This is a genomic window from Reyranella sp., from assembly GCF_965227665.1.
GTDB lineage: Bacteria > Pseudomonadota > Alphaproteobacteria > Reyranellales > Reyranellaceae > Reyranella.
Genome location: NZ_OZ245767.1, coordinates 994,105 through 1,014,461, shown reverse-complemented (window position 1 = coordinate 1,014,461; position 20,357 = coordinate 994,105). Strand labels below are relative to the sequence as shown.

General features: G+C 66.4%; 21 protein-coding genes. 12 read left to right on the top strand and 9 right to left on the bottom strand.

The features are described from left to right. Positions 1-33 precede the first annotated feature (33 nt). The 8 genes from ACO07I_RS04895 to ACO07I_RS04860 form a co-directional block, all read right to left on the bottom strand. Positions 34-888 carry an alpha/beta fold hydrolase gene (locus ACO07I_RS04895; RefSeq protein WP_422014895.1) on the bottom strand — a complete coding sequence of 285 codons (855 nt, stop codon included), beginning with the start codon at positions 886-888 and terminating at the stop codon, positions 34-36. Position 889: 1 nt separating this feature from the next. Then, positions 890-1,273 (bottom strand): hypothetical protein, encoded by a 384-nt coding sequence (locus tag ACO07I_RS04890; protein WP_422014893.1) that lies wholly within the window; start codon positions 1,271-1,273, stop codon positions 890-892. Then, positions 1,270-1,974, bottom strand: coding sequence for a DUF6134 family protein (locus ACO07I_RS04885; RefSeq protein ID WP_422014891.1), 705 nt, complete (start codon positions 1,972-1,974; stop codon positions 1,270-1,272). Before ACO07I_RS04885 ends, ACO07I_RS04890 begins: the two co-directional genes overlap by 4 nt. Before the next feature lie 53 nt (positions 1,975-2,027). Continuing rightward, positions 2,028-3,212, bottom strand: a complete 1,185-nt coding sequence (locus ACO07I_RS04880; protein ID WP_422014889.1) for a CaiB/BaiF CoA transferase family protein — start codon at positions 3,210-3,212, stop codon at positions 2,028-2,030. Between the two features lie 119 nt (positions 3,213-3,331). Next, the gene (locus tag ACO07I_RS04875) at positions 3,332-3,688 is read right to left on the bottom strand and encodes a cupin domain-containing protein (RefSeq protein ID WP_422014887.1); all 357 of its coding nucleotides are present in this window, start codon (positions 3,686-3,688) and stop codon (positions 3,332-3,334) included. Positions 3,689-3,795: 107 nt separating this feature from the next. Next, on the bottom strand, positions 3,796-5,304 hold the full coding sequence (locus tag ACO07I_RS04870; RefSeq protein WP_422014885.1) for a tripartite tricarboxylate transporter permease: 1,509 nt from the start codon (positions 5,302-5,304) through the stop codon (positions 3,796-3,798). Between the two features lies 1 nt (position 5,305). Then, positions 5,306-5,755 (bottom strand): tripartite tricarboxylate transporter TctB family protein, encoded by a 450-nt coding sequence (locus ACO07I_RS04865; RefSeq protein ID WP_422014883.1) that lies wholly within the window; start codon positions 5,753-5,755, stop codon positions 5,306-5,308. A gap of 125 nt (positions 5,756-5,880) precedes the next feature. Next, positions 5,881-6,696, bottom strand: coding sequence for a sulfite exporter TauE/SafE family protein (locus ACO07I_RS04860; RefSeq protein ID WP_422014881.1), 816 nt, complete (start codon positions 6,694-6,696; stop codon positions 5,881-5,883). A 91-nt stretch (positions 6,697-6,787) separates the two neighbouring features. On the opposite strand from ACO07I_RS04860, the gene ACO07I_RS04855 reads away from it, so the two are divergent. From ACO07I_RS04855 to ACO07I_RS04845, 3 genes are read left to right on the top strand one after another with little or no spacing between them, the layout of a single operon-like run. Next, positions 6,788-7,867: a phosphotransferase family protein gene (locus ACO07I_RS04855; RefSeq protein ID WP_422014879.1), complete on the top strand. Its 1,080-nt coding sequence runs from the start codon at positions 6,788-6,790 to the stop codon at positions 7,865-7,867. Beyond that, entirely contained in the window at positions 7,864-8,529 is a 666-nt protein-coding gene (locus ACO07I_RS04850; RefSeq protein ID WP_422014877.1) for a TetR/AcrR family transcriptional regulator, read from the top strand. Before ACO07I_RS04855 ends, ACO07I_RS04850 begins: the two co-directional genes overlap by 4 nt. Positions 8,530-8,549: 20 nt before the next feature. Next, positions 8,550-9,317, top strand: coding sequence for a C13 family peptidase (locus ACO07I_RS04845; protein ID WP_422014875.1), 768 nt, complete (start codon positions 8,550-8,552; stop codon positions 9,315-9,317). Here ACO07I_RS04845 and ACO07I_RS04840 read toward each other — a convergent pair. Continuing rightward, a complete protein-coding gene (locus ACO07I_RS04840) occupies positions 9,314-10,909 on the bottom strand; it encodes an AMP-binding protein (protein ID WP_422014873.1) in 1,596 nt (531 codons plus the stop codon). The two genes, ACO07I_RS04845 and ACO07I_RS04840, sit on opposite strands and share 4 nt — an antisense overlap. A gap of 99 nt (positions 10,910-11,008) precedes the next feature. Between ACO07I_RS04840 and ACO07I_RS04835 the strand changes: the two genes are divergently transcribed. From ACO07I_RS04835 to ACO07I_RS04795, 9 genes are all read left to right on the top strand, one after another. Beyond that, entirely contained in the window at positions 11,009-11,977 is a 969-nt protein-coding gene (locus ACO07I_RS04835; protein WP_422014871.1) for a Bug family tripartite tricarboxylate transporter substrate binding protein, read from the top strand. 13 nt (positions 11,978-11,990) lie between these two features. Beyond that, a complete protein-coding gene (locus ACO07I_RS04830) occupies positions 11,991-14,060 on the top strand; it encodes a hydantoinase/oxoprolinase family protein (RefSeq protein WP_422014869.1) in 2,070 nt (689 codons plus the stop codon). After that, the gene (locus ACO07I_RS04825; protein ID WP_422014867.1) at positions 14,060-15,691 is read left to right on the top strand and encodes a hydantoinase B/oxoprolinase family protein; all 1,632 of its coding nucleotides are present in this window, start codon (positions 14,060-14,062) and stop codon (positions 15,689-15,691) included. Before ACO07I_RS04830 ends, ACO07I_RS04825 begins: the two co-directional genes overlap by 1 nt. Before the next feature lie 84 nt (positions 15,692-15,775). Then, positions 15,776-16,372, top strand: coding sequence for a glutathione S-transferase family protein (locus ACO07I_RS04820; protein ID WP_422014865.1), 597 nt, complete (start codon positions 15,776-15,778; stop codon positions 16,370-16,372). A 44-nt stretch (positions 16,373-16,416) separates the two neighbouring features. Further along, positions 16,417-16,722 carry an ATP-dependent Clp protease adapter ClpS gene (clpS, locus tag ACO07I_RS04815; RefSeq protein WP_422014863.1) on the top strand — a complete coding sequence of 102 codons (306 nt, stop codon included), beginning with the start codon at positions 16,417-16,419 and terminating at the stop codon, positions 16,720-16,722. A gap of 192 nt (positions 16,723-16,914) precedes the next feature. After that, positions 16,915-17,040 carry a type B 50S ribosomal protein L36 gene (gene ykgO, locus ACO07I_RS04810; protein WP_068191747.1) on the top strand — a complete coding sequence of 42 codons (126 nt, stop codon included), beginning with the start codon at positions 16,915-16,917 and terminating at the stop codon, positions 17,038-17,040. A gap of 80 nt (positions 17,041-17,120) precedes the next feature. Then, entirely contained in the window at positions 17,121-18,608 is a 1,488-nt protein-coding gene (locus ACO07I_RS04805; protein WP_422014860.1) for an FAD-linked oxidase C-terminal domain-containing protein, read from the top strand. 4 nt (positions 18,609-18,612) lie between these two features. Continuing rightward, on the top strand, positions 18,613-19,782 hold the full coding sequence (gene glcE, locus ACO07I_RS04800) for a glycolate oxidase subunit GlcE (RefSeq protein WP_422014858.1): 1,170 nt from the start codon (positions 18,613-18,615) through the stop codon (positions 19,780-19,782). A gap of 264 nt (positions 19,783-20,046) precedes the next feature. Next, complete coding sequence (locus ACO07I_RS04795) at positions 20,047-20,355, top strand: HigA family addiction module antitoxin (RefSeq protein WP_422014856.1); 309 nt, start codon at positions 20,047-20,049, stop codon at positions 20,353-20,355. The last annotated feature ends 2 nt before the right edge of the window (positions 20,356-20,357 follow it).

Genomic DNA, 20,357 nt, shown 5'->3' with positions numbered 1-20,357 from the left:
GGCGCAGGGTCGGAACGAGCACGGGATCGTCGCTTAGCCTTTGGCCGACGCGATCTCGTCCAGCACCGGCAGGATGTATTCCCGGAACCTGGCCGGGTTCTCGCTCATCGGGAAATGGCCCAGCTCCTTCATCACCTGCACCTGCGCGCCAGGAATCTGCGCCCCCGTGCGCAGCGTGTCCTCGGCGGTGCAGGAGAAGTCGTATTCGCCGGTCAGCAGGTAGAGCGGGCAGACATCGGTGTCGATTGACGTCACCTTCTCGCGCAGGTCGCCGTCGACCCGGTAGAAGTAGAGATCGCCTTTGAAGATGCCGGGGCCGCCCTGCATGTACATCCACAGCGTCTCGTGGCGGCTGACGGGAGGACTCTGCGGCGCGATCAGCCCCGAGATCAGGGCGGCGCAGACCTCGCCGCCATGGACGTCGGGGCGGTGCAGCCACGCGGTGTCGTACCAGGGCTGCTGGAAGTCGGCGGCCTCGAGCGCCACGAGGGCCCGGAACTCGGCGGCGTGCGCGATCGCGAGATTGAGCACGATGCGGCCGCCGATGGAGCAGCCCATCACCACGGGCCGGTCGAGCTCCAGGGCCTGGCAGAAGGCGCGGATGGCAGCCGTGTAGGACGCGGTGGTCAGCCGGTACTCGGTCTTCTCCCAGCCATCGGGCGGCGTCGACTTGCCATGCCAGGGCATGTCGAACGCGATCACGCGGAAGCGGCTGGTGATCTCGGGATCGCTGAGGAGATGGCGGAACTGCCGGCCGTCGGCGCCGGCGGTGTGCAGGCAGACGAGGGGGATCCCGCTGCCGGCTTCCTCGAAGTAGAGGCGATGCGGCGTGCCGTCGATTTCGAGCCGCAGGTAGCGGCCGACCATGGGATCGAGAACGGGCGCCATGTCAGGACGCCTCCGGCAGGCGGCGGGGCAGGGCGAACAGATCCTTGAAGACCTGCAGGTTCTGCAGCAGGGGCCGCAGGTCGCCTTCCAGTGAAGCGGCGCCGCGCTTGGTCAGGGCGAACAGGTCGTGCCAGCCCGGTTCGGGCATTTTCCGCCAGTGATGTCGCCATGCTTCGTCGCTGCCGCGCACGGTGAAGGCGGTGGAACGCATCAGGCGCGGTCCGCGCTCGAAGGAGACGAGGGCGCCGTCCTTGAAGGTCAGATGGAATGGCTCGCTGCCGATGTCGATCCGGCAGGCGACGTTCAGCCAACGGCCGCGCCGCAGCAGGTCGGCGTCGTCAGACAGGAGGTTGGGCAGCTTCGCGAAACAATCTGCAGGGGTCATTCCTGCAGTATGTACTCGATCGTCGACCCGTCGGAAGCCTTGAACGAGGCCTTCACCCAGCGGCCCCGGTCGTCGAACCACTGATCCATCTCGACGTCGCCGGTATAAGAATAGCGCGTCGCCTCCAGCGTGCCGTTGGCGGTTTTGATGGTCTCGCGTCCCCTGGGCGTGATCTGGATCTTCGCGAGAGCGCCGTTCTGGCTGTTGAGCATCGCCGACTGCTTCACCTGATTCAGGTTCCAGTGGGTCGACGGCATGACCCCTGGGGGAAGGGTCTCCTTCCGGGCGGTGCCCTGCTGAAAGCCGACATCGTTGGCCGTCAGTTTCGGCGCGCTGCCGCCATCGCGGACGACCGAGACTCCGCCGGCCTCCTGCCGGGCCTTGACGGTATATTTGGTGCCGTTGTCATCGGTCTGGGTCGAGATCGACTCGAAGGTGTTGCCGTTCCAGACTTCCTGACCGCGATGCAGGTAGCGATACATGGTCATGCCGAGCACCTTGACCGAGAAGTCGATCGAGGTGGTGACGACCCGCTTGTCGCCATTCTGCTGGAAGGTGAGCGTGTGCGTTCCGATGCGTTCGCCGTTGCGGAAAGCGGCGAAAACATGGCTCTGGCCATACGGCAGGTCCTGCGCCGCCAGCGCTCCCGCCGAGCTGCAGAATCCCGCTGTCATCAATACAAGCAGTAGACGTCGCATCATGGGTCAGCTCCTGAGCCTTTATACGCCCGGAGAGGCCCCTGGATCAGCCCCCCTCAGACGACCCTGTCGGTCCTCAACCTGACGATGTCGGCCGCGCCGTAGCCGAGTTCCTGCAGGATCTGGTCCGTATGCTCACCGAGGGTCGGCGCCCGGCGCCGGATGGTGAGGGGGGTGCGGGAGAGTTTCACCGGCTCCTGCAGGACCGGCACGCCCATCTTCGCCCCGGGATAGTCCATCGAGTGGAAGAACCCGGCTTCCTTCACGTGCTTGTCGTCGAGCGTCTGCTGCGGCGTGTAGACCGGGCCGGCCGGAATGCGGTTGGCCTCCAGCGCCGCCAGCGCCTCTGCGACGGTGCGGCTGTCGCACCATTTCTGCATGATCGCCGACAGCGCCTCGCCGTTGTCGCCACGCGCGAGATCGTCCTTGAAGCGCGGATCTGATGCCAGGCTCTCGTCGCCCATCAACTTGCACCAGCGCACGAACAGCGGCTGGCCGATCGTCATGGCGTAGATCCAGCCGTCCTTGCACTTGAACGTGTCGGACGGTCCGGCGGTGAAGCCGCGATTGAGCGTGGCGATCCGGTTGAGGTCGAGCATGGCCTGCTCGATCAGGTGTCCGTTGGTGATGTTGATGGCCGTGCGCAGCAGGGCGGTCTCGACCTTCTGGCCCTTGCCGCTCTTGCTCCGTTCCATGAGGGCGGCCAGCACGCCCACGGTGTTGAGCAGCGCCGTGCCGAAATCGACGAACGGGGCGTTCATGCGGGTCGGCGTCTCGCCGTCGCCCGAGAGGTGCATGGCGCCCGACATCGCCTGGCCGATCGTGTCGAAGCCGACGCGCGTCTTGTAGGGGCCTTCCGAGCCGAAGGTCGAGGTGGTGGCGAGGATGATGCGGGGATTGATGGCGGAGAGGCTCTCGTAGTCGATGCCCATCTTCTGCAGGTCTTCGTAGGGCAGGTTGGCGATCACGACGTCGGAAGCCGCCACCAGCTTCTTCACGATCTCGCGGCCTTCCGGCTTCATCGGGTTGAGGGTGAGGCCGAGCTTGTTGCGGCCCATCTGGAGGAACATGGCGCCTTCGCCGCCCTCGACGACCGGCGTCACCCAGCGATCCTCGCTGCCTTCGAGCTTCTCGACGCGGATCACCTCGGCGCCGAGATCGGCCAGCATGGTGCCGCAGAACGGACCGGCGATGTAGCGGCCGAAATCGAGTACGCGGATGCCTTCAAGAACGCCTGACATTGCTTCTGCCTCCCTTGCGCCGGCCTTGGCGGGCCGCGGCTGCGACGGAGCATTAGCAGAGGTCGGAGAGCGGTTCTATTCCGCGGCGGGATCCGTTCCACTCGTGAAGGGCAGGGGCTTCAGTCGAAGAAGGTGTTGGGCTTCAGGAAGATCGCCAGCATGAGGCAGCCTTCGTCGGTCCAGGCATCGTGGCGGCTGCCGGCGCGCCGCCAGACATAGTTGCCGGCGCGGCAGACGCCGGCATGATCGGCAAAGGATCCTTCGAGCACATAGGTCTGTTCGATGGCGACATGCTCGTGCGCCGGAAGGCGGGCACCCGGCGCCCAGCGCATGAGCACGGTCGAAAGTCCCGTCTGCTTCTGCTCCATCAGGATCTTCCACTCGACCCCGGGGAAGCGGGTCGGCAGCCACGGCACCCCGGCGACGTCGACATAGGTTGAGTCCGGGACGATGCCGGCCAGTGTCTCGACGTTCATGCGGCGACCTCTCGCTGTGGAGTGACTGGGACGCAGACGCCATCATCAAAATGCAAAGGGCCCCGAAGCGCAAGCTTGGGGCCCTTTCAGAGTATTGGAGGAGGGCGTCAGCCCTCCTCTTCGACGAATGCTTCTTTTCGCGCCTTCTTGAAGCTCGGTATGGACATCAGAAGCAGCAGAAGCGCCGTCGTGATGAGCAGGCCCAAGCTGATCGGACGCTCGAGGAAGACCATGGGGTCGCCGCGAGAGAGCAGCATGGCGCGGCGGAAGTACTCCTCCATCTGCGGTCCCAGGACGAGACCCAGCAGGAACGGGGCACCTTCGCAGCCGAGACGGACGAAGATGTAACCCAGCACGCCGAACACGGCGACCTGCATGACGTGGAACGTACTGTTCTGCAGACTGTAGGCGCCGATGCAGCAGAAGAGCAGGATGGCCGGCGCCAGGAAGCGGTACGGCACTGTCAGCAGCTTCACCCAGATGCCGATCATCGGCAGGTTGATGATGACCAGCATGGCGTTGCCGATCCACATCGAGGCGATCATGCCCCAGAAGAGATCCGGCTTCTTGGTCATGACCTCGGGGCCCGGCTGGATGCCCTGGATGATCATGGCGCCCACCATCAGCGCCATGACCGCGTTGGAGGGAATGCCGAGGGTGAGCATCGGGATGAACGAGGTCTGGGCGGCGGCGTTGTTGGCCGCCTCGGGCGCCGCGACGCCTTCGACCGCACCCTTGCCGAACTTTTCCGGATTCCGCGAGATTTTCTTCTCGAGCGTATAGGACGAGAAGGCGCCCAGGGTCGGACCGCCACCCGGCAACACGCCGAGGGCCGCCCCCAGGAACGTGCCGCGCAGGGCTGCGGGAATCGCCCGCCGGACTTCATCCGCGGTTGGCCAAAGCGAGGTGACCTTGATGGTGCCCCCGCTTCGGGTGAGATGCTTCTCGAGGTTGACGACGATTTCGGCGATGCCGAACAGACCCATCGCGATCGGCGCGAAGTCGATGCCGTCGCTGAGTTCCGGGAGGTCGAAGGTGAAGCGCTGGGCGCCGGTGTTGACGTCGGTGCCGACCAGGCCGAACAGCAGGCCGAGGAAGACCATCGCGATCGCCTTGGTCACGGAGCCACTGGCCAGGATGACGGCGGCGACGAGGCCGAGCGCCATCAGCGAGCAGTAGTCGGCCGGGCCGAACTTCTGCGCCATTCGGGTCAGCGGCTCGGCGAACATGACGATAATGATCGTGCCGACGGTGCCGGCGAAGAACGAGCCGACGGCCGAGATCGACAGCGCCGCGCCAGCGCGACCGTTGCGTGCCATCTGGTAGCCGTCCAGACACGTCACGACCGAAGAAGATTCGCCCGGCAGGTTCACCAGGATCGACGTTGTCGAGCCACCATAGGCCGCGCCGTAATAGATGCCGGCGAGCATGATCAGCGAGGCCGTCGGCGGCAGGTGGAAGGTGATCGGCAGCAGCATGGCGATGGTCGCCACGGGGCCGATGCCGGGCAGGACGCCGATCAACGTGCCGAGAATGCACCCCAGCAGCGCATAGGTCAGATTCTGGAATGAAAGGGCGACGCTGAAGCCGAGCGCGAGATTATTGAGAATCTCCATCTCACCAGACTCCGCGCAGGATGTAGATATTCATGCCCAGCCCAACCTTGAAAACGAGGGTGCAGAGGACGGAGAGCGCCAAGATGAGGCCGATCACCTCCGTGGTCTTGAATTCCTCGCCCGCCAGAGAGGCGATCGTGACGAGCACGATCAGAGCCGGGATAAGACCCGCACGCTCGAAGAGGAGACCGAAGCAGACGATGCCGATGGTCACCAGCGTGATCGGCTTCCACTTGGGCCGTTCGACCGGCTCGCTGCCGTTCACCACCGCGAGGATGCAAACCAGTGCACCCAGCGCCAACAGGATGAACGAGAGCATCCGCGGCACATAGCCGGGTCCCATGCGAACGGGCGTCCCGACCGCGAGTTTTTGCCCGACGTAAAGTGCGAGTAGGCCGAAGCCAATGAACATCAGCCCGGACAAAAAGTCCTTGCTCAGGAATCGATTCAACGATGCCTCCCCAGAAACGCGTAGCCTGCAATGTGTTGTTGGGTCCGAACCCCTGGACCGCCAACAGCTAAACACAATTCGGCCGCTTTGCCCAAGTGCCAAGTGCAATACAAGTGCTAAGTGCACTATCTCAGCAGCAGACGGACTGCGATTATGGCGAGGCAGAAGGCGAACAAGCGCCGCAGGAGGGCGACGGGCACCCTCGCTGACCATCTGGCCGCCACCGGCGCGACAAAGAGCGCAGGCAGCGACAGGGTCGCAACGCAAAACATCGCGACATCGCCTAGCGCATCGGCGGGGCGGCCCGGAACGTCGCGATCCATCTGAAGAAAGACGAGCGTGGCGGGCACGGCGATGATCAGATTGAACAGCGCGCCTGCGCCGATCGCCCGCTTGATGGAAAACGAGAACAGCGTCAGAACCGGCGTGCTCAGGGTTCCGCCGCCGACTCCGACGGCCGCGGCCAGTCCGCCAACCATGGCCGGCGACACCTGCGACAGCATACCCGTCGGTTGGGACTGCCCGATAATCAGGCGGTCGCCCGCTGCCATCTTGAGGGCGAGGGCCGCGGCAACCACGGCAAAGAGTGTGGTCAGCACCCTGGTGGGTGCGAACGGGCTCACGGCCAGCCCGACGATGGCACCGACCATCAACGCCGGCAGCCACGCCCGGACCAATTCTTGGTCGATCGTCCCGGCCCGCCAATGGGCGGCCGCTGCCGTGATCGAGGCAATCAGAATACTGGCCTGGGCCGTGCCGACCGCCAGCGGCACCGCCTGCGGTTCGGCGATGCCCTGAAACTCGAATATTTCCAGCAGGATGGGGACCGCGACGATGCCGCCGCCGACCCCCAGGAGCCCGGCCAGCAAGCCGATGAGAATGCCCGTCCCGAGCAGCGCCGCCCAGGCGGCGGGCGGATAGGCAGCAAACAGCGATTCCACGCGTCAATGTCCCCGTTGGTCGATATTGCATGCGTCCCGGGGGACGAGCAAACTCCCGGCCAATGTGAACGGTCGTTCAGGAGGTTTTCGGGTGTCACGGCGAGGGGACGACTATATCGGCACGATGGCGGTGCAGGAAAAGCATCGGTTCGACGAGCAGTCGCTCGGCCGTTTCATGTCCGCCCATGTGGACGGATTCACGCCGCCGGTGCGGGTCGAGCAATTCAAGGGCGGGCAATCCAACCCGACCTACCGGCTGACCGACGGTGCCGGCCGCCGCTACGTGCTGCGTCGCAAGCCGCCGGGTAAGCTGCTGCCGTCCGCTCATGCGGTCGACCGGGAGTTCCGCGTGATCTCGGCGCTCAATCGGACCGACGTGCCGACCCCGCGAGCCTATGCGCTCAGCGAGGACGAGAGCGTCGTGGGCACGCCTTTCTACATCATGGAATACTGCGACGGCCGGGTCCTGTGGGATCCTCTGCTGCCGGACGTCCCGAAAGAGGGGCGCGGGGACATCTACCGGGCCAAGTTCGAGGCGCTGGCCCGGCTGCACCGGGTCGACTACGCCGCCCTCGGCCTTGCCGATTTCGGGCGTCCCGGCAGCTACGTCGCCCGCCAGATCTCGCGCTGGGGAAAACAGTACAAGGCGTCGGAGACCGAGAAGATCGAGTCCATGGACCGCCTGTTCGACTGGCTGCCCGCCAACCTGCCCACGAACGACGAGACGGTGCTGGTCCACGGCGATTATCGCCTCGACAACATGATCTTCCACGCCACCGAGCCACGCGTGCTGGGGATCATCGATTGGGAGATCTCCACGCTCGGCGACCCGCTGGCCGAGCTTTCCTATCTCTGCATGCTGTGGCGCACGCCCAAGGACTGGGGTGGCCTGCTGGGACATGATCTCGGCGAACTGGGCCTGCCGACGGAGGCGGAGATGGTGGACTACTACAGCACCCTGTCGAAGCGCGCCGTCCCGGAGCCGGCGCTCTGGGAGTTCTATATGGCCTACAATCTGTTCCGGGTGTCCTGCATCCGTCAGGGCGTCTATGCCCGGTCGCTCGACGGCACGGCGGCCAACGTGCGCGCCGCCGACTCCGGCAAGCTGGTCAAGCCCGCCGCCGATCTCGCCTGGCAGATCGTGAGCAACATGTCCGGAGCCTCGCGATGAGCAAGCGCAAGACGATTCTCGCCGACGACGAGCCCGTCGACGTCATTTCGGAGCGCGAGTCGCGTCCGCCGGTCGAGGCGATCCGGGCCGCGGCTTTCGCCCAGTTCGCCGAGCGCGGCTACCCGGTCGTGACGGTGCGCGACATCATGAAGGCCTGCGGACTGACGCAGGGCGCGCTGTACAATCACTTCAAGTCGAAGGACGAGCTGCTGCACGACATCATCGCCTCGACCCAGGGCGAGCTGGAGCGGCAGTGCCAGCAGGCCGTGGCGGGAGCGGGCGGCGATCCGCGCGCCGAACTCGCGGCCTTCGTGCGGGTTTATGTCATCCGCCATTGCCGCCTGCGAATCGAGGCGCTGGTCGCCAACCGCGAAATAGGCTGGCTGGACACGGCGCGCGTGGCCGACATCCGGCGCAGCCGGCGTGCGATCCGTGACATCGTCGTGACGATCCTCCGGCATGGAGTCGAGAAAGGCGTATTCGATCCGCCGCGCGTCGACGGCAGGCACGATCTCAAGGCGATGGCCATGGCGCTGCTCGACCAGTGCACCCACGTCTCCATGTGGTACGGTCCGGGCGGCGATCTCACCGAGGAACAGATGGCGAAGCTCTATACCGACATGGCCTTGCGCATGGTCGGCGCCGCGCCGCAGCCTGCCTGAGCAATCTGGAGCAGCAGAGCATGTTGATTCGCGTCGCGACCCTGGTCGCGTTGCTGGCCTCGCTGATCGGGTGTACGCCGGACTCCGATGCAGCGCCGCCGTCCGGGCGCAACCCCTCGATGGCGGTCGCGCCCGGAGACGTGCCGGCGGCGCGCTGGCATGCCGTGCTGATCGCCGGCGACAATAACAGCCCGTCCTTCGACAACGGCATCGATGCGCTGCGCGACAAGCTGTCGGCACGCGGCGTGCGGGACATCCGCATGCTCACCTCCGATCCCGGACGCAATCCGTCGGCCGAGGTCGCCAGCGCTGCCAATGTCTCCAGCGCCCTGCGCAATGCCGGTGGAGCGGGGGCCTGCCTCGCCTTCATCACCAGCCACGGCACCGAGGCCGGTGTCGTGCTGCGCCAGGCCAATGGCGTCGTCCGGCCGAGCGCGCTCGACAACGCTCTGGACGCGGGATGCGGGACACTGCCGACGGTCGTGATCGTCTCGGCCTGCCACAGCGGCGTCTTCCTGACACCGGCGATGCGTCAGCCCAACCGGGTGGTGCTGACGGCTGCCGCGGCCGATCGCGTGAGCTTCGGCTGCGGCGCGGGCGACCGCTTCACTTATTACGACCAGTGCCTGCTGCAGCAGTTCGATGGCGCCACCACCTGGGGCCAGCTCGCCCAGGCCACACGAAGCTGCGTGCAGAACCTCGAAAAGAGCATGGGCATCCGCACGCCGTCCCTGCCGCAGATCTTCGTCGGATCCTCGGTCGCCAACCTTCGTCTGCCGGGGCGCTAGATCCGCTCCAGCGCCAGGTCCCGCAGGCGGGCGCGCTGGATCTTGAAGCCGTTGGCGGAGGGCGTCTTGGGGAAGTCGTCGATCGCCAGGACGCGCATCGGCACCTTGTAGTTCGCGAGGCCCTGCCTGCAGTGCGCGATCACCGCGGCCTCGTCGAGCGTCGCGCCGGGCGCGAGGATCACGAAGGCGACCGCGCGCACCCCGTCCGGGCGCGGCACAGCAATGGCCTGGCAGGCGGCGATGCCGGGCAGCTTCTGCAGATGGGTCTCGATCTCGAGCGGATTCACCAGGAAACCCGAAAGACGAAGGACGTCGCCCATGCGGCTGAGGAAGGTGAAGCCGCCGTTTCCATCGAGTTCGGCGAGATCGCCGGTGCGGACATATCCGTCGGCGGTCACGGTCTCGGCGGTGGCTTTGTCGTCACCGTAGTAGCCGACCATCAGCGAGGGGCCGGCACATTCGAGCGCGCCGGGCTGTCCCACGCCCAGCAGGTCGCCGGTCTCCGGATCGCGGACGCGCACATGGGCGAGCGGCGACACGGGAACGCCGCCGCCCTTCTTGCGGCGCGCCACCGCGAGGTCGATCGGCTGCAGGGAATAGAGCGCCTGCACCTCGCTCATCCCGTAGAGGCCGCAGAGATGCAGGCCGCGCCGCTCCGCGGCCTCGGCGAGACCGTCCAACGAGGCGTTGAAGGCGGCATAGCCCGCCCACTTCACCGACGGGAAGGGATGGTCGCCCGGCACGCTGTCGAGCAGGCGCGCGAACATGTCGTCGCTCCCGAACAAGGTCGTGGGACGATGGCGTTCGATCAGGCGGGCGATGTCGTCGATCTCGGAGGAGTCGACCAGAACGCAAGGCCTGCCGGCCGCAAGCGTCGCCATCGTCTGGTCGAAGCCGTAGACGCCGCACAACGGCAGGATCGACAGCGACAGCGTGTCGGGTGCGGTGAGGCCGAAGGCGCGCGCGACCTGCTGGGCGTGACTGGCGATCGCACCCTGGCGGTGCAGCACGAACTTGGGCGCGCTCGTGGTCCCCGAGGTCGTGAAGATGTTGCAGGGCGCGCTGGCCTTCGCATTGTTCAGGCCGAGTCGCGGTCGCGAGAGCAGTCGCTCGAAAGGCACGCGCCGCAGCCGCTCGATGGCGGGCGGTATCGAGGCGGGCTCGTCGCCCACCGTGACGATGGCCGCGAGCCTGTCGAGAGCCGCGGGCTCGACATCGGCCAGGATCGAGAGGAAGTCGATCCGACGGAAGCCCGGCGCGCACGCCAGCACCTTGGCGCCGGATCGACCGACGATGTCGGTGACTTCGACCGCGCGATAGCGCGTATTGACCGCGACGGCGATGGCGCCCAACCGGATGCACGCAAGATAGAGGATCGGATAGGCAGGCACGTTGGGCAACCAAAGTGCCACTCGATCGCCGGGGCCTATGCCCAGGTCGGCAAGCCCTTGGGCGGCGCGTCGCGCGCTCTCCGTGAGCTCCAGGAAGGAAATCGTGCGATCACCGTGCAGCAAGGCCGGTGCGTCGGGAGTCTGCACTGCGATGTCAGCGACGAGCGTCCAGACATCGGCGGCGGGTTGGGCAAGAGGCATGCGCGCGGAGACTACCCGAAGACCGTTTCATCACAAGCGGGTCACCTTGACCCGGCACGCCGCTTGCCTAACGCTCGGCATTGGGGATTGGGAGTCGTGATGTTCCGTCGAAGCCTTTTTGCCGCGCCGCTCGTGCTGGCTGCCGCGTCGGCGCGCGCCCAGCAATGGGTGCCGAAACAGCCGATCAAGATCGTCGTCGGCTACGCGCCCGGCGGCACCGCCGATATGGCCGCCCGCATCGCGGCGGAGACCATTCAGCGCCAGCATGGCTACACGGTGATCGTCGACAACAAGACGGGCGCCGGCGGCTTCATCGCGTTGAAGGCCGTGGCCCAGGCGCCGGCCGATGGCTACACGGTGGGCATCGGCATCATGGGGCAGCTCGCGGTCGGCCCCGTCGTGCCGGGATCGCAGATTCCGCTCGATCTCGACAAGGAGCTGACGCCGATCTGCAATCTGGTCGGTGTGCCGATGGCCCTGATCGTGCGCGTCGATGCTCCTTTCAAGACCATCCCCGAATTCGTTGCCTACGCGAAGGCCAATCCGGGCAAGGTGAGCTATGCCTCGACAGGTCTCGGCTCCACCAATCAGCTCGGCGCCGAGTTCCTCGCGGCCGAAGCGGGTGGCCTGAAGCTGATCCATGTTCCCTATCGCGGCGGTGCGCCCGCCATCGCCGACGTGGCGGCTGGAAACGTGGACGTGTTCTTCGGCAACGTGTCGGAACTGATCGGCCAGGCGCGCGGCGGCAAGGTACGGGTGCTGGCGCTCGCCGCGACGAAGCCAACACCGCTCGCCCCAGAACTGCCGTTGCTCACCAAGGACATTCCGGCCCTCGACATCAACAACTGGTTTGGCCTGATGGGGCCGGCGGCCCTGCCGGCCGACATCAAGGCGGCGCTCGCCAAGCTGTTCATCGACGCGATCTCGGACCCCAAGAATGCCGAAACGCTGGCGAAGCAGGGGCTTGAGCCGATCGGTCAGGGACCCGAAGCTTTCGCCGCGTATATCGCCCAGGACCGCGAGCGTTGGGCGAGGGTCGCCAAGCAGGGCAATGTAAGAGCTGAATAGCAAAGGAAGAGTAATGAGTGCGCCGCTTTCCCTCGGAATCGACATCGGGGGAACTTTCACCGACCTCGTCATTCATGATCCGCGCACCGGGCGGGCCGTCATCTGGAAGGAAAGCACGACACCGGACGATCCTGCCCGCGGGGCGCTCGAAGGCACGCGGCGCGTGCTGGAGAAGGCGGGCGCCAGGCCTCAGGAGATCGGCCGCGTGGTTCATGCCACGACGTTGTTCACCAACGCGCTGATCGAGCGCAAGGGCGCGAAGACCGGCCTGCTCACGACGGCGGGCTTCGGCGACGTGCTGGAGATCGCGCGCGAGCGCAAATACGAGCTCTACGATCTCTTCATCGAGATGCCCAAGCCACTGGTGCCGAGGCCGTGGCGTCGCGAGGCGAAGGAACGGTTGGGGCCGGACGGCGCGGTAGAGATCGCGCTCGATGTCGAGGCGGCGCTGGCCGAAGTGGCGGATCTGGTGGAGCAGGGCGTGGAAAGTCTCGCCATCTGCTTCCTGCATTCCTATGCCAATGCCGCGCACGAACGCGCGATCGGCGCGGCGGTTGCCGAGCGCTTCCAGAACCTGTCGATCTCGCTGTCGTCCGACATTGCGCCGGAGATCCGCGAGTATCTGCGGGCCAGCACGACGGTGGCCAACGCCTACGTTCGGCCGCTGGCCGAAATCTATCTGGAGCGGCTCGAGCAGGCGCTGCGGGACGAGGGGATTCCCGGCGGACTGTTCCTCATGCTGTCGAACGGTGGCCTCACCCACGTGAGCGAGGCCAAGCGGGCGCCGGTGCAACTTCTCGAAAGCGGGCCCGCGGCCGGCGCGCTGGCCGGCGCCTGGTTCGGGCGCAATGCCGGGCTGGAGCGCGTGCTGGCGTTCGACATGGGCGGCACGACCGCCAAGCTGGCGCTGGTCGACGATGGCGAGCCACTCGTCGCCTGGGGCTTCGAGGCGGCGCGCGAGAAGCGCTTCCTGCGCGGCTCGGGCCTGCCGATGCAGATCGCCACGGTGGAGCTGATCGAGATCGGCGCCGGCGGCGGCTCGATCGCGCATAAGAGCGACCTGGGCACCTTGAACGTCGGACCCGAGAGCAGCGGCGCGCAGCCGGGACCGGCCTGCTATGGCCGCGGCGGCACCGAGGCGACGGTGACCGACGCCGACCTGACCCTGGGCTATCTCAATGCCGACTTCTTCCTGGGCGGCGCCATGAAGATCGACGCGGTGGCGACGAATGCCGCCTTCGGAAAACTGGCCGGCGCCTTGGGCGTCGAGCCCGGCCGGGCGGCGTTCGGCGTGCATGATGTGGTGAACGAGAACATGGCCGGCGCGGCGCGCGTGGCCATCGCCGAGCGCGGGCGTGTGCCTTCCGAGTATGCGCTGCTCGCGACAGGCGGAGCGGGGCCCGTCCATGCCTGGCACGTTGCGCGCAAGCTCGGCGTCAGCCGCGTCGTGTGTCCGCCGGGTGCCGGCGCAGGCAGCACCATCGGCATGCTGATGGCGCCGGCCCGCGTCGATCGTGTGGCCAGCTTCACGACCGCACTGGCGGGCGCCGATCTCGCCGCCGCGGATCGCCTCTTTGCCGATCTCGAGAAGGAGGCGCTGGACGTGCTGCATTTGACCGGCGCCGATGTCGAGAACCGGACCGTTCGACGCCTCGCCGACATGCGCTACATCGGGCAGGGCAGCGAGATCACCGTCGTCCTGCCGCAGGTCCTCGAAGAGGCCGAGGTGAAGACCGCCTTCGAAGACGCCTACAAGGCGCTGTTCGCCCGCACGCCGCCGGGGGCGGCGATCCAGTTCGTGGCGCTGCGCCTCTCGGTCAGCGCGCCGATGCCCGGCACCGGCGGAAAGCTCGAACTGCCGCGACATGCCTCGGCGACCGCGCTCAAGGGCACACGGCCCGTGTTCTTCCCCGACGAAGGCAAGACGCTCCCGACGCGCGTCTGGGACCGCTACGCCCTCGAACCCGGCGTCAGCATCGACGGGCCCGCCGTCTTCGAGGAGAACGAAAGCACCTTTATCGTGGGCCCCAACTCCAAGGCCCGGCTGCTGGCCGACGGCTCCATCCTGGCGGAGGCAAACTGATGTCGCGCACCTTCGATGCCATCGAACTGGAATTGCTGTGGCGCCGGCTGATCTCGCTGGTCGACGAGGCGGCGGCAGCGATGGTCCGCACCTCGTTCTCGACGCTGGTGCGCGAGAGCTACGATTTCTCCTGCGTGGTCACCGACGCGTCGGGCCAGTCGCTGGTGCAGGCGAGCGAGAGCATCCCGAGCTTCATCGGCACCCTCCCTGAGACCGTGAAGCACTTCCTGCGTCACTTTCCGGAGGACCAGCTTGCGCCGGGCGACGTGCTGATCACCAACGACATCTGGCTGGGTACCGGCCATCTGCCCGACGTTACGCTGGCCAAGCCGATCTTCCGCAACGGCAAGCTGATCGCCTTCAGCGCGACCACGGCGCACGTGCCCGATATCGGCGGCAAGATCCGCAGCCCCGAGCCGCGCGAGGTCTTCGAGGAGGGGCTGCAGATCCCGCCGATGAAGATGATGGCGGCCGGCAAGACCGACGAGACGCTGGTGGCGCTGATCCGCAAGAACGTGCGCACGCCGGATCAGACGATGGGCGATCTCTACGCCCAGATCGTGGCGCTCGACCTGATGGAGGATCGCCTGCTCGTGCTGATGGAGAATTACGGCCTGCCCGATCTCACCGATCTGGCACGCGAGATCCAGGGGCGCTGCGAGGCGGCGATGCGGGCGGCGATCCGCGAACTGCCGGACGGCACCTATCGCAGCGAGCTGAAGACCGACGGCATCATGGACAGGCCCATCACGATCAAGATGGCGCTCACCATCAGGGGCGACGAGATCCTGATCGATTTCGCCGGCACCGACGCCCAGGTCGACCGGGCGATCAACTGTGCCATGTGCTACACGAACGCGATGTGCATGTATGGGGTGAAGGTCTGCACCAACTCCAACCTGCCCAACAACGAAGGCGCGTGGCGGGCGATCACGCTCACCGCGCCGCCGGGCTGCATCGTCAATCCGCAATTCCCCGCGCCGGGCGGCTCGCGCATGCTGATCGGCCATTACATCCCGATGCTGGTGTTCGGCTGCCTGGGCCAGATCGTGCCGGAGCGCGTGATGGCAGCGTGCGGTTCGCCGATGTGGGGGATGAACCAGTCGGGCGTGCGGGATGGCGGCAAGCCCTACGCCAACATGTTCTTCTACAATGGCGGCATGGGCGGCAACACGCAGGGCGACGGCGTCACCTGCCTATCGTGGCCGTCGAACGTCAGCTCGACCTCGATCGAGATCAGCGAACACATCGCGCCGTTGCGTTTCCATCACAAGAAGCTGCGTCCCGATTCCGGCGGCGCAGGCCGTCATCGCGGCGGGCTGGGGCAGGAGATCCTGATCGAGAGCCGCAGCGAGACGCCGATCGCCGTTTCCTTCCTGGCCGAGCGCACGATCTTTGCGGCCTTCGGCATCGAGGGCGGCAAGGATGGGGCGCCCGGCGAGCTGCGAATCAACGGCGAGAAGACCGACCCCAAGAAGCAGTACGTGCTGAACGAGGGCGATACGGTCTCGCTGGGCACGCCGGGCGGTGGTGGCCATGGGGATCCCAAGTTGCGCTCCGCGGCGGCACTCGCCGCCGACGTGGCGGCCGGCTACGTCACGGCGGCGTCGGACTATCAGGGCGACGACTGAGCGATCTCCCATCGGGAAATTCATGGCGTCGCGGGCGGCGGGCGGGATAACGTGCGCGCCGCTTCGACGATTTGAGGAAACGCCATGAAAATCGCCTACTCGGCCGCCAGCCCCTATGTCCGCAAGGTGCTGGCCTGCGCCATCGCGCGCGGGCTCAACGACAAGATCGAGCGCTGGAAGGTCGGCACGACCGATCCGGCGCTGCTGCCGGTCAATCCGCTCTCCAAGGTCCCGAGCCTGATCACCGACGACGGCCTGTCGCTCTACGACAGCCCGGTGATCTGCGAGTATCTCGACAGCATCGGCGACGCGCCCAAGCTGTTCCCGCCGATTGGCCCGGCGCGCTGGAAGGCGCTTACCCAGCAGGCGCTGGGCGACGGCATCCTCGATGCCACGCAGCCCCGTCGCCGCGAGATCGCCCTGCCGCAGGACGAGGGCCGCCAGAGCTACATCGCCCTGCAGCAGGGTAAGGTCACGCGCTCGCTCGACGTGCTGGAGAAAGAGGCCGATTCGCTCGGAGAGCTGACGACGATCGGCGAGATCGCGATCGGCTGCGCCCTCGGCTATCTCGACTTCCGCTACGCCAACGAGCCGTGGCGCCCGGGACATCCCAAGCTCGCCGCCTGGTACGACAAGGTCGTGAAGCTGGCGCCTCTTGCCGAGACGATGCCGGTGGGCTGACACTGTCGCTTGTTGGTGCCCTCAAGGAAACTGAAGGGAGATCGATGAGCGATATCGACACCAAGCCGCAGGCGGTGGAGCGGACGAAGACCAAGCAGCCGCCACTCTACAAGGTGATCCTCCTGAACGACGACTACACGCCGCGCGAGTTCGTGGTCGTCGTTCTGAAGGCCGTGTTCCGCATGACCGAGGAACAGTCCTACCGGGTGATGATGACGGCGCACCAGCGTGGCGCTTGCGTCGTGGCCACCTTCACGCGCGATATCGCCGAATCCAAGGCGAGCGAGGCGAACGACATGGCCCGCGGCGCCGGCCACCCGCTGGAGTTCAGCACCGAACCTGAGGAGTAGGGTACCGGCACAGGTCCAGCCCCTTTTTGCAAGCCTTTGCGATCATTGGAGAATTCGGTGAATCAGGCAAAAAGCGCCTGAGAAACTTCGGTGGAGAATCAATGGGTTGACGGGAGCGGCTGCGGTCCGTATTTTCCGCCCGCTTTCGGAATTCACCCCGGCCCGGCCGGGGCTTTTTGTTGAGTTAGGGCCATGAAGATCCGTCATTCTCTCAAGTCGGTGAAGCTCCGTCACAAGGACTGCCGCATCGTGCGCCGCAAGGGCCGTGTCTACGTGATCAACAAGACCAACCCGCGCTTCAAGGCCCGCCAGGGCTGAAGACGGCGTCAGCGTCTTAGCGAACAAAGCGGCGGAGGCTTCGGCTTCCGCCGCTTTTTCATTTGGCGTATGAGCGAAGCATGGAGATGCCGCCGCTCGATCCCGCCATCCTCGCCCGCCGGTCGGAGATCGTCGCCGCGCTGCGCGCCATCGTTCCCGGCGAGGGCGTCATCGACGATTTCGACGGCATGCGTCCCTTCGAATGCGATGCGCTGTCGGCCTACCGGCAGATGCCGCTGGTCGTGGTGCTCCCCGAAACCGTGGCCCAGGTGGCCGCCATCCTGCGCTACTGCCAGGACAACAAGGTGAAGGTCGTGCCGCGCGGCGGCGGCACCTCGCTGTCGGGCGGTTCGATGCCGGTGGGCGACGCGATCCTGCTGGCCATGGGCAAGTTCAACCGAGTGCTCGAGATCGACTACGCCAATCGCTGCGCCCGCGTGCAGCCGGGCGTCACCAACCTCGGCGTCACCAAGGCGGTCGAGCATGAAGGCTTCTACTACGCACCCGATCCCAGCTCGCAGATTGCCTGCTCGATCGGCGGAAACGTGGCTGAGAATTCCGGCGGCGTGCACTGTCTGAAGTACGGGCTCACCACCAACAACCTGCTCGGCATCGAGATGGTGCTGATGAACGGCGAGGTCGTCCGGCTGGGCGGCAAGCATCTCGATTCCGGCGGTTACGACCTGCTGGGCCTGATGACTGGCTCGGAAGGACTTTTGGGCGTCGTTACCGAAGTGACGGTCCGCCTCCTGCGCAAGCCCTCGACCGCGCGTGCCGTGCTGCTGGGCTTCCCGACCGAGGCGGGCGCCGCCGACTGCGTCGCCGCCGTCATCGCCTCGGGCATCATCCCCGGCGGCATGGAGATGATGGACAAGGACGCGACCAAGTGCGCCGAGGCCTATGTCGGCGCGGGCTATCCGCTCGATGCCGAGGGGCTGTTGATCGTCGAGCTCGACGGCCCGCCGGTCGAGGTCGACTATCTGGTCGAGCGGGTCGCCGAGATCGCCCGGAGCCGCGGCGCCACGACCATCCGGGTCAGCCATGACGAGCAGGAGCGGGTGCTGTTCTGGGCCGGCCGCAAGGCCGCGTTCCCCGCCGTCGGCCAGATCTCGCCCGACTATATGTGTCTCGACGGCTCGGTGCCGCGCGGCAAGCTGGTCGAGGTGCTGGCCGAGATGCGCGTTCTGTCGAAGCAGTATGGCTTGCGGGTCGTGAACGTCTTCCATGCCGGCGACGGCAACCTCCATCCGCTGATCCTGTTCGACGCCAACGACCCCGACGAATTGCGGCGCTGCGAGGAGCTGGGGGCCGACATCCTGCGACTCTGCGTGCGGGTCGGCGGCGTGCTGACCGGCGAGCATGGCGTCGGCATCGAGAAGCGCGACCTGATGGGCGTGCAGTTCACCGAAATCGATCTCGACCAGCAGATGCGCGTGAAATGCGCCTTCGATCCCGACCACCTGCTCAATCCCGGCAAGGTGTTCCCCAAGCTGCGCCGCTGCGCCGAGCTGGGCCGCCTGGTCGTGACGCAGAACAACATCCCGTTCCCCGACATCCCGCGGTTTTAGTTCGATGACTGGTACGATCAGGCCGCGCGACGCGAAAGAGCTGCGGCAGGCGGTGGAGTGGGCGCTGGGCGAGGGCGTGACGCTCGACGTGCGCGGTGAGGGCAGCAAGGTCGCGCTGGGCCAGCCGATGCGCTGCGACCATGTGCTCGACCTGTCGGGCGTTTCCGGCATCGTGGATTATGCGCCCGAGGAGCTGGTGGTCACCCTGCGCGCCGGCACGCCGTTGCGCGAGGTCGAGGCGCTGCTGGCCCAGCGCAACCAGATGCTGGCCTTCGAGCCGCCCGACCTCGGCCCGCTGCTCGGCCAGGCGCCGGGGCGGGGAACCCTGGTCGGCGCGGTCATGGGCAATCTCGCGGGCTCGCGCCGCCTCTCGGCCGGCGCGGCGCGTGACCATCTGCTGGGCTTCAGCGGCGTCAACGGGCGCGGCGAGGCCTTCAAGTCGGGCGGCCGCGTGATGAAGAACGTCACCGGCTACGATCTCTCCAAGGTACTCGCCGGTTCCTGGGGCACGCTCGCCGTGCTGGACGAGGTTTCGGTCAAAGTGCTGCCCGCCCCGGACCAGACGGCAACGCTGATGCTACTGGGGCTCGAGGATGCGGCCGCCGTGCGCGCGATGTGCGCGGCGATGGGCAGCCCGCACGAGGTCTCGGGCGCGGCGCACCTGCCGGGCCGCACGGCGCTGCGCCTCGAAGGCGTGGCGCCCTCGGTCGAGGCGCGGCTCAAGGGCCTGCGCGAACTGATGGCCGATGCTGGCGCGAAGATGGAGGAACTCGGCACATTGGAGAGCCGGACCTTCTGGCGCGAGGTCAGAGACGTGGCGCCGCTGAACGCGGCGCCCGACGAAATCGTCTGGAAGATCTCCTGCCCGCCGACCGAAGGCCCGGCGACCCTGGGTCGCATCAAGGCGCAGCGCCCCACCGCTCGGGCTTTCTACGACTGGTCGGGCGGGTTGATCTGGCTGGCGCTGCCGCCGTCGACGGATGCCGATCACACGCTCGTTCGCGGCGCGCTTGGCGTCACGGGCGGGCATGCGACCCTGATCCGCGCTCCCGAGGCTGTGCGCGCGGCCGTCCCCGTGTTCCAGCCTCAGTCCGCCGCGCTCGTGGCGCTGGCGGTGCGCGTGAAGGAAAGTTTCGATCCCAAGACCCTCTTCAATCCGGGGAGGATGGGTTAGGGATTGTTCATGCTAAAGCCTTTCCGTCTCAGATTGACCCACTCACCTCATCCTGAGGAGCCGTGCAAAGCACGGCGTCTCGAAGGATGGGCAACAGACGGGGTGCGCGTGCCCACCCTTCGAGACGCTCACTGCGTTCGCTCCTCAGGGTGAGGTCAGTTTTGGGATGCTCGGCTCGATTCAATCTCGCCCGGAAAGGCTCTGGTTAACTTGAACAAGACGACAGCGATCGAGGTCGTGGACTATCATTGAGAGAGTTGGGACATGAAGCGCAAGATCAAGCCAGTGCATCCCGGTCGCATTCTCCGTGACGAGTTCATGGAGCCGGCCGGAATTTCGCAGTACCGGTTGGCGCAGGCGGCAGGTTTGTCGCAGGTGCAGGTGGGCAATATCATCCGGGGCAGGCGCGGCATAACGGCTGAGACGGCCCTTCGACTGGAGCGCGCCCTTGGCATGAGCGCTCAGACCTGGATGAACCTGCAGACTTTGTACGAGTTGGAAAAAGCTTCCTCTGAATCGGGACAGCTGATCAAAAAGACGACTGAACGGCTGAAGTTGGATCAGGCGGCCTGATC

What these genes read in the sequence shown, in the direction of transcription:
- ykgO (WP_068191747.1), top strand. Translation starts at nt 16,915, where the DNA reads ATGAAGATCCGTCATTCTCTCAAGTCGGTGAAGCTCCGTCACAAGGAC.
- ACO07I_RS04850 (WP_422014877.1), top strand. Translation starts at nt 7,864, where the DNA reads ATGAGCAAGCGCAAGACGATTCTCGCCGACGACGAGCCCGTCGACGTC.
- ACO07I_RS04875 (WP_422014887.1), bottom strand. Translation starts at nt 3,688, where the DNA reads ATGAACGTCGAGACACTGGCCGGCATCGTCCCGGACTCAACCTATGTC.
- ACO07I_RS04885 (WP_422014891.1), bottom strand. Translation starts at nt 1,974, where the DNA reads ATGATGCGACGTCTACTGCTTGTATTGATGACAGCGGGATTCTGCAGC.
- ACO07I_RS04805 (WP_422014860.1), top strand. Translation starts at nt 17,121, where the DNA reads ATGGAGATGCCGCCGCTCGATCCCGCCATCCTCGCCCGCCGGTCGGAG.
- ACO07I_RS04835 (WP_422014871.1), top strand. Translation starts at nt 11,009, where the DNA reads ATGTTCCGTCGAAGCCTTTTTGCCGCGCCGCTCGTGCTGGCTGCCGCG.
- ACO07I_RS04845 (WP_422014875.1), top strand. Translation starts at nt 8,550, where the DNA reads ATGTTGATTCGCGTCGCGACCCTGGTCGCGTTGCTGGCCTCGCTGATC.
- ACO07I_RS04830 (WP_422014869.1), top strand. Translation starts at nt 11,991, where the DNA reads ATGAGTGCGCCGCTTTCCCTCGGAATCGACATCGGGGGAACTTTCACC.
- ACO07I_RS04840 (WP_422014873.1), bottom strand. Translation starts at nt 10,909, where the DNA reads ATGCCTCTTGCCCAACCCGCCGCCGATGTCTGGACGCTCGTCGCTGAC.
- ACO07I_RS04880 (WP_422014889.1), bottom strand. Translation starts at nt 3,212, where the DNA reads ATGTCAGGCGTTCTTGAAGGCATCCGCGTACTCGATTTCGGCCGCTAC.
- ACO07I_RS04795 (WP_422014856.1), top strand. Translation starts at nt 20,047, where the DNA reads ATGAAGCGCAAGATCAAGCCAGTGCATCCCGGTCGCATTCTCCGTGAC.
- glcE (WP_422014858.1), top strand. Translation starts at nt 18,613, where the DNA reads ATGACTGGTACGATCAGGCCGCGCGACGCGAAAGAGCTGCGGCAGGCG.
- ACO07I_RS04870 (WP_422014885.1), bottom strand. Translation starts at nt 5,304, where the DNA reads ATGGAGATTCTCAATAATCTCGCGCTCGGCTTCAGCGTCGCCCTTTCA.
- ACO07I_RS04825 (WP_422014867.1), top strand. Translation starts at nt 14,060, where the DNA reads ATGTCGCGCACCTTCGATGCCATCGAACTGGAATTGCTGTGGCGCCGG.
- ACO07I_RS04890 (WP_422014893.1), bottom strand. Translation starts at nt 1,273, where the DNA reads ATGACCCCTGCAGATTGTTTCGCGAAGCTGCCCAACCTCCTGTCTGAC.
- clpS (WP_422014863.1), top strand. Translation starts at nt 16,417, where the DNA reads ATGAGCGATATCGACACCAAGCCGCAGGCGGTGGAGCGGACGAAGACC.
- ACO07I_RS04895 (WP_422014895.1), bottom strand. Translation starts at nt 888, where the DNA reads ATGGCGCCCGTTCTCGATCCCATGGTCGGCCGCTACCTGCGGCTCGAA.
- ACO07I_RS04820 (WP_422014865.1), top strand. Translation starts at nt 15,776, where the DNA reads ATGAAAATCGCCTACTCGGCCGCCAGCCCCTATGTCCGCAAGGTGCTG.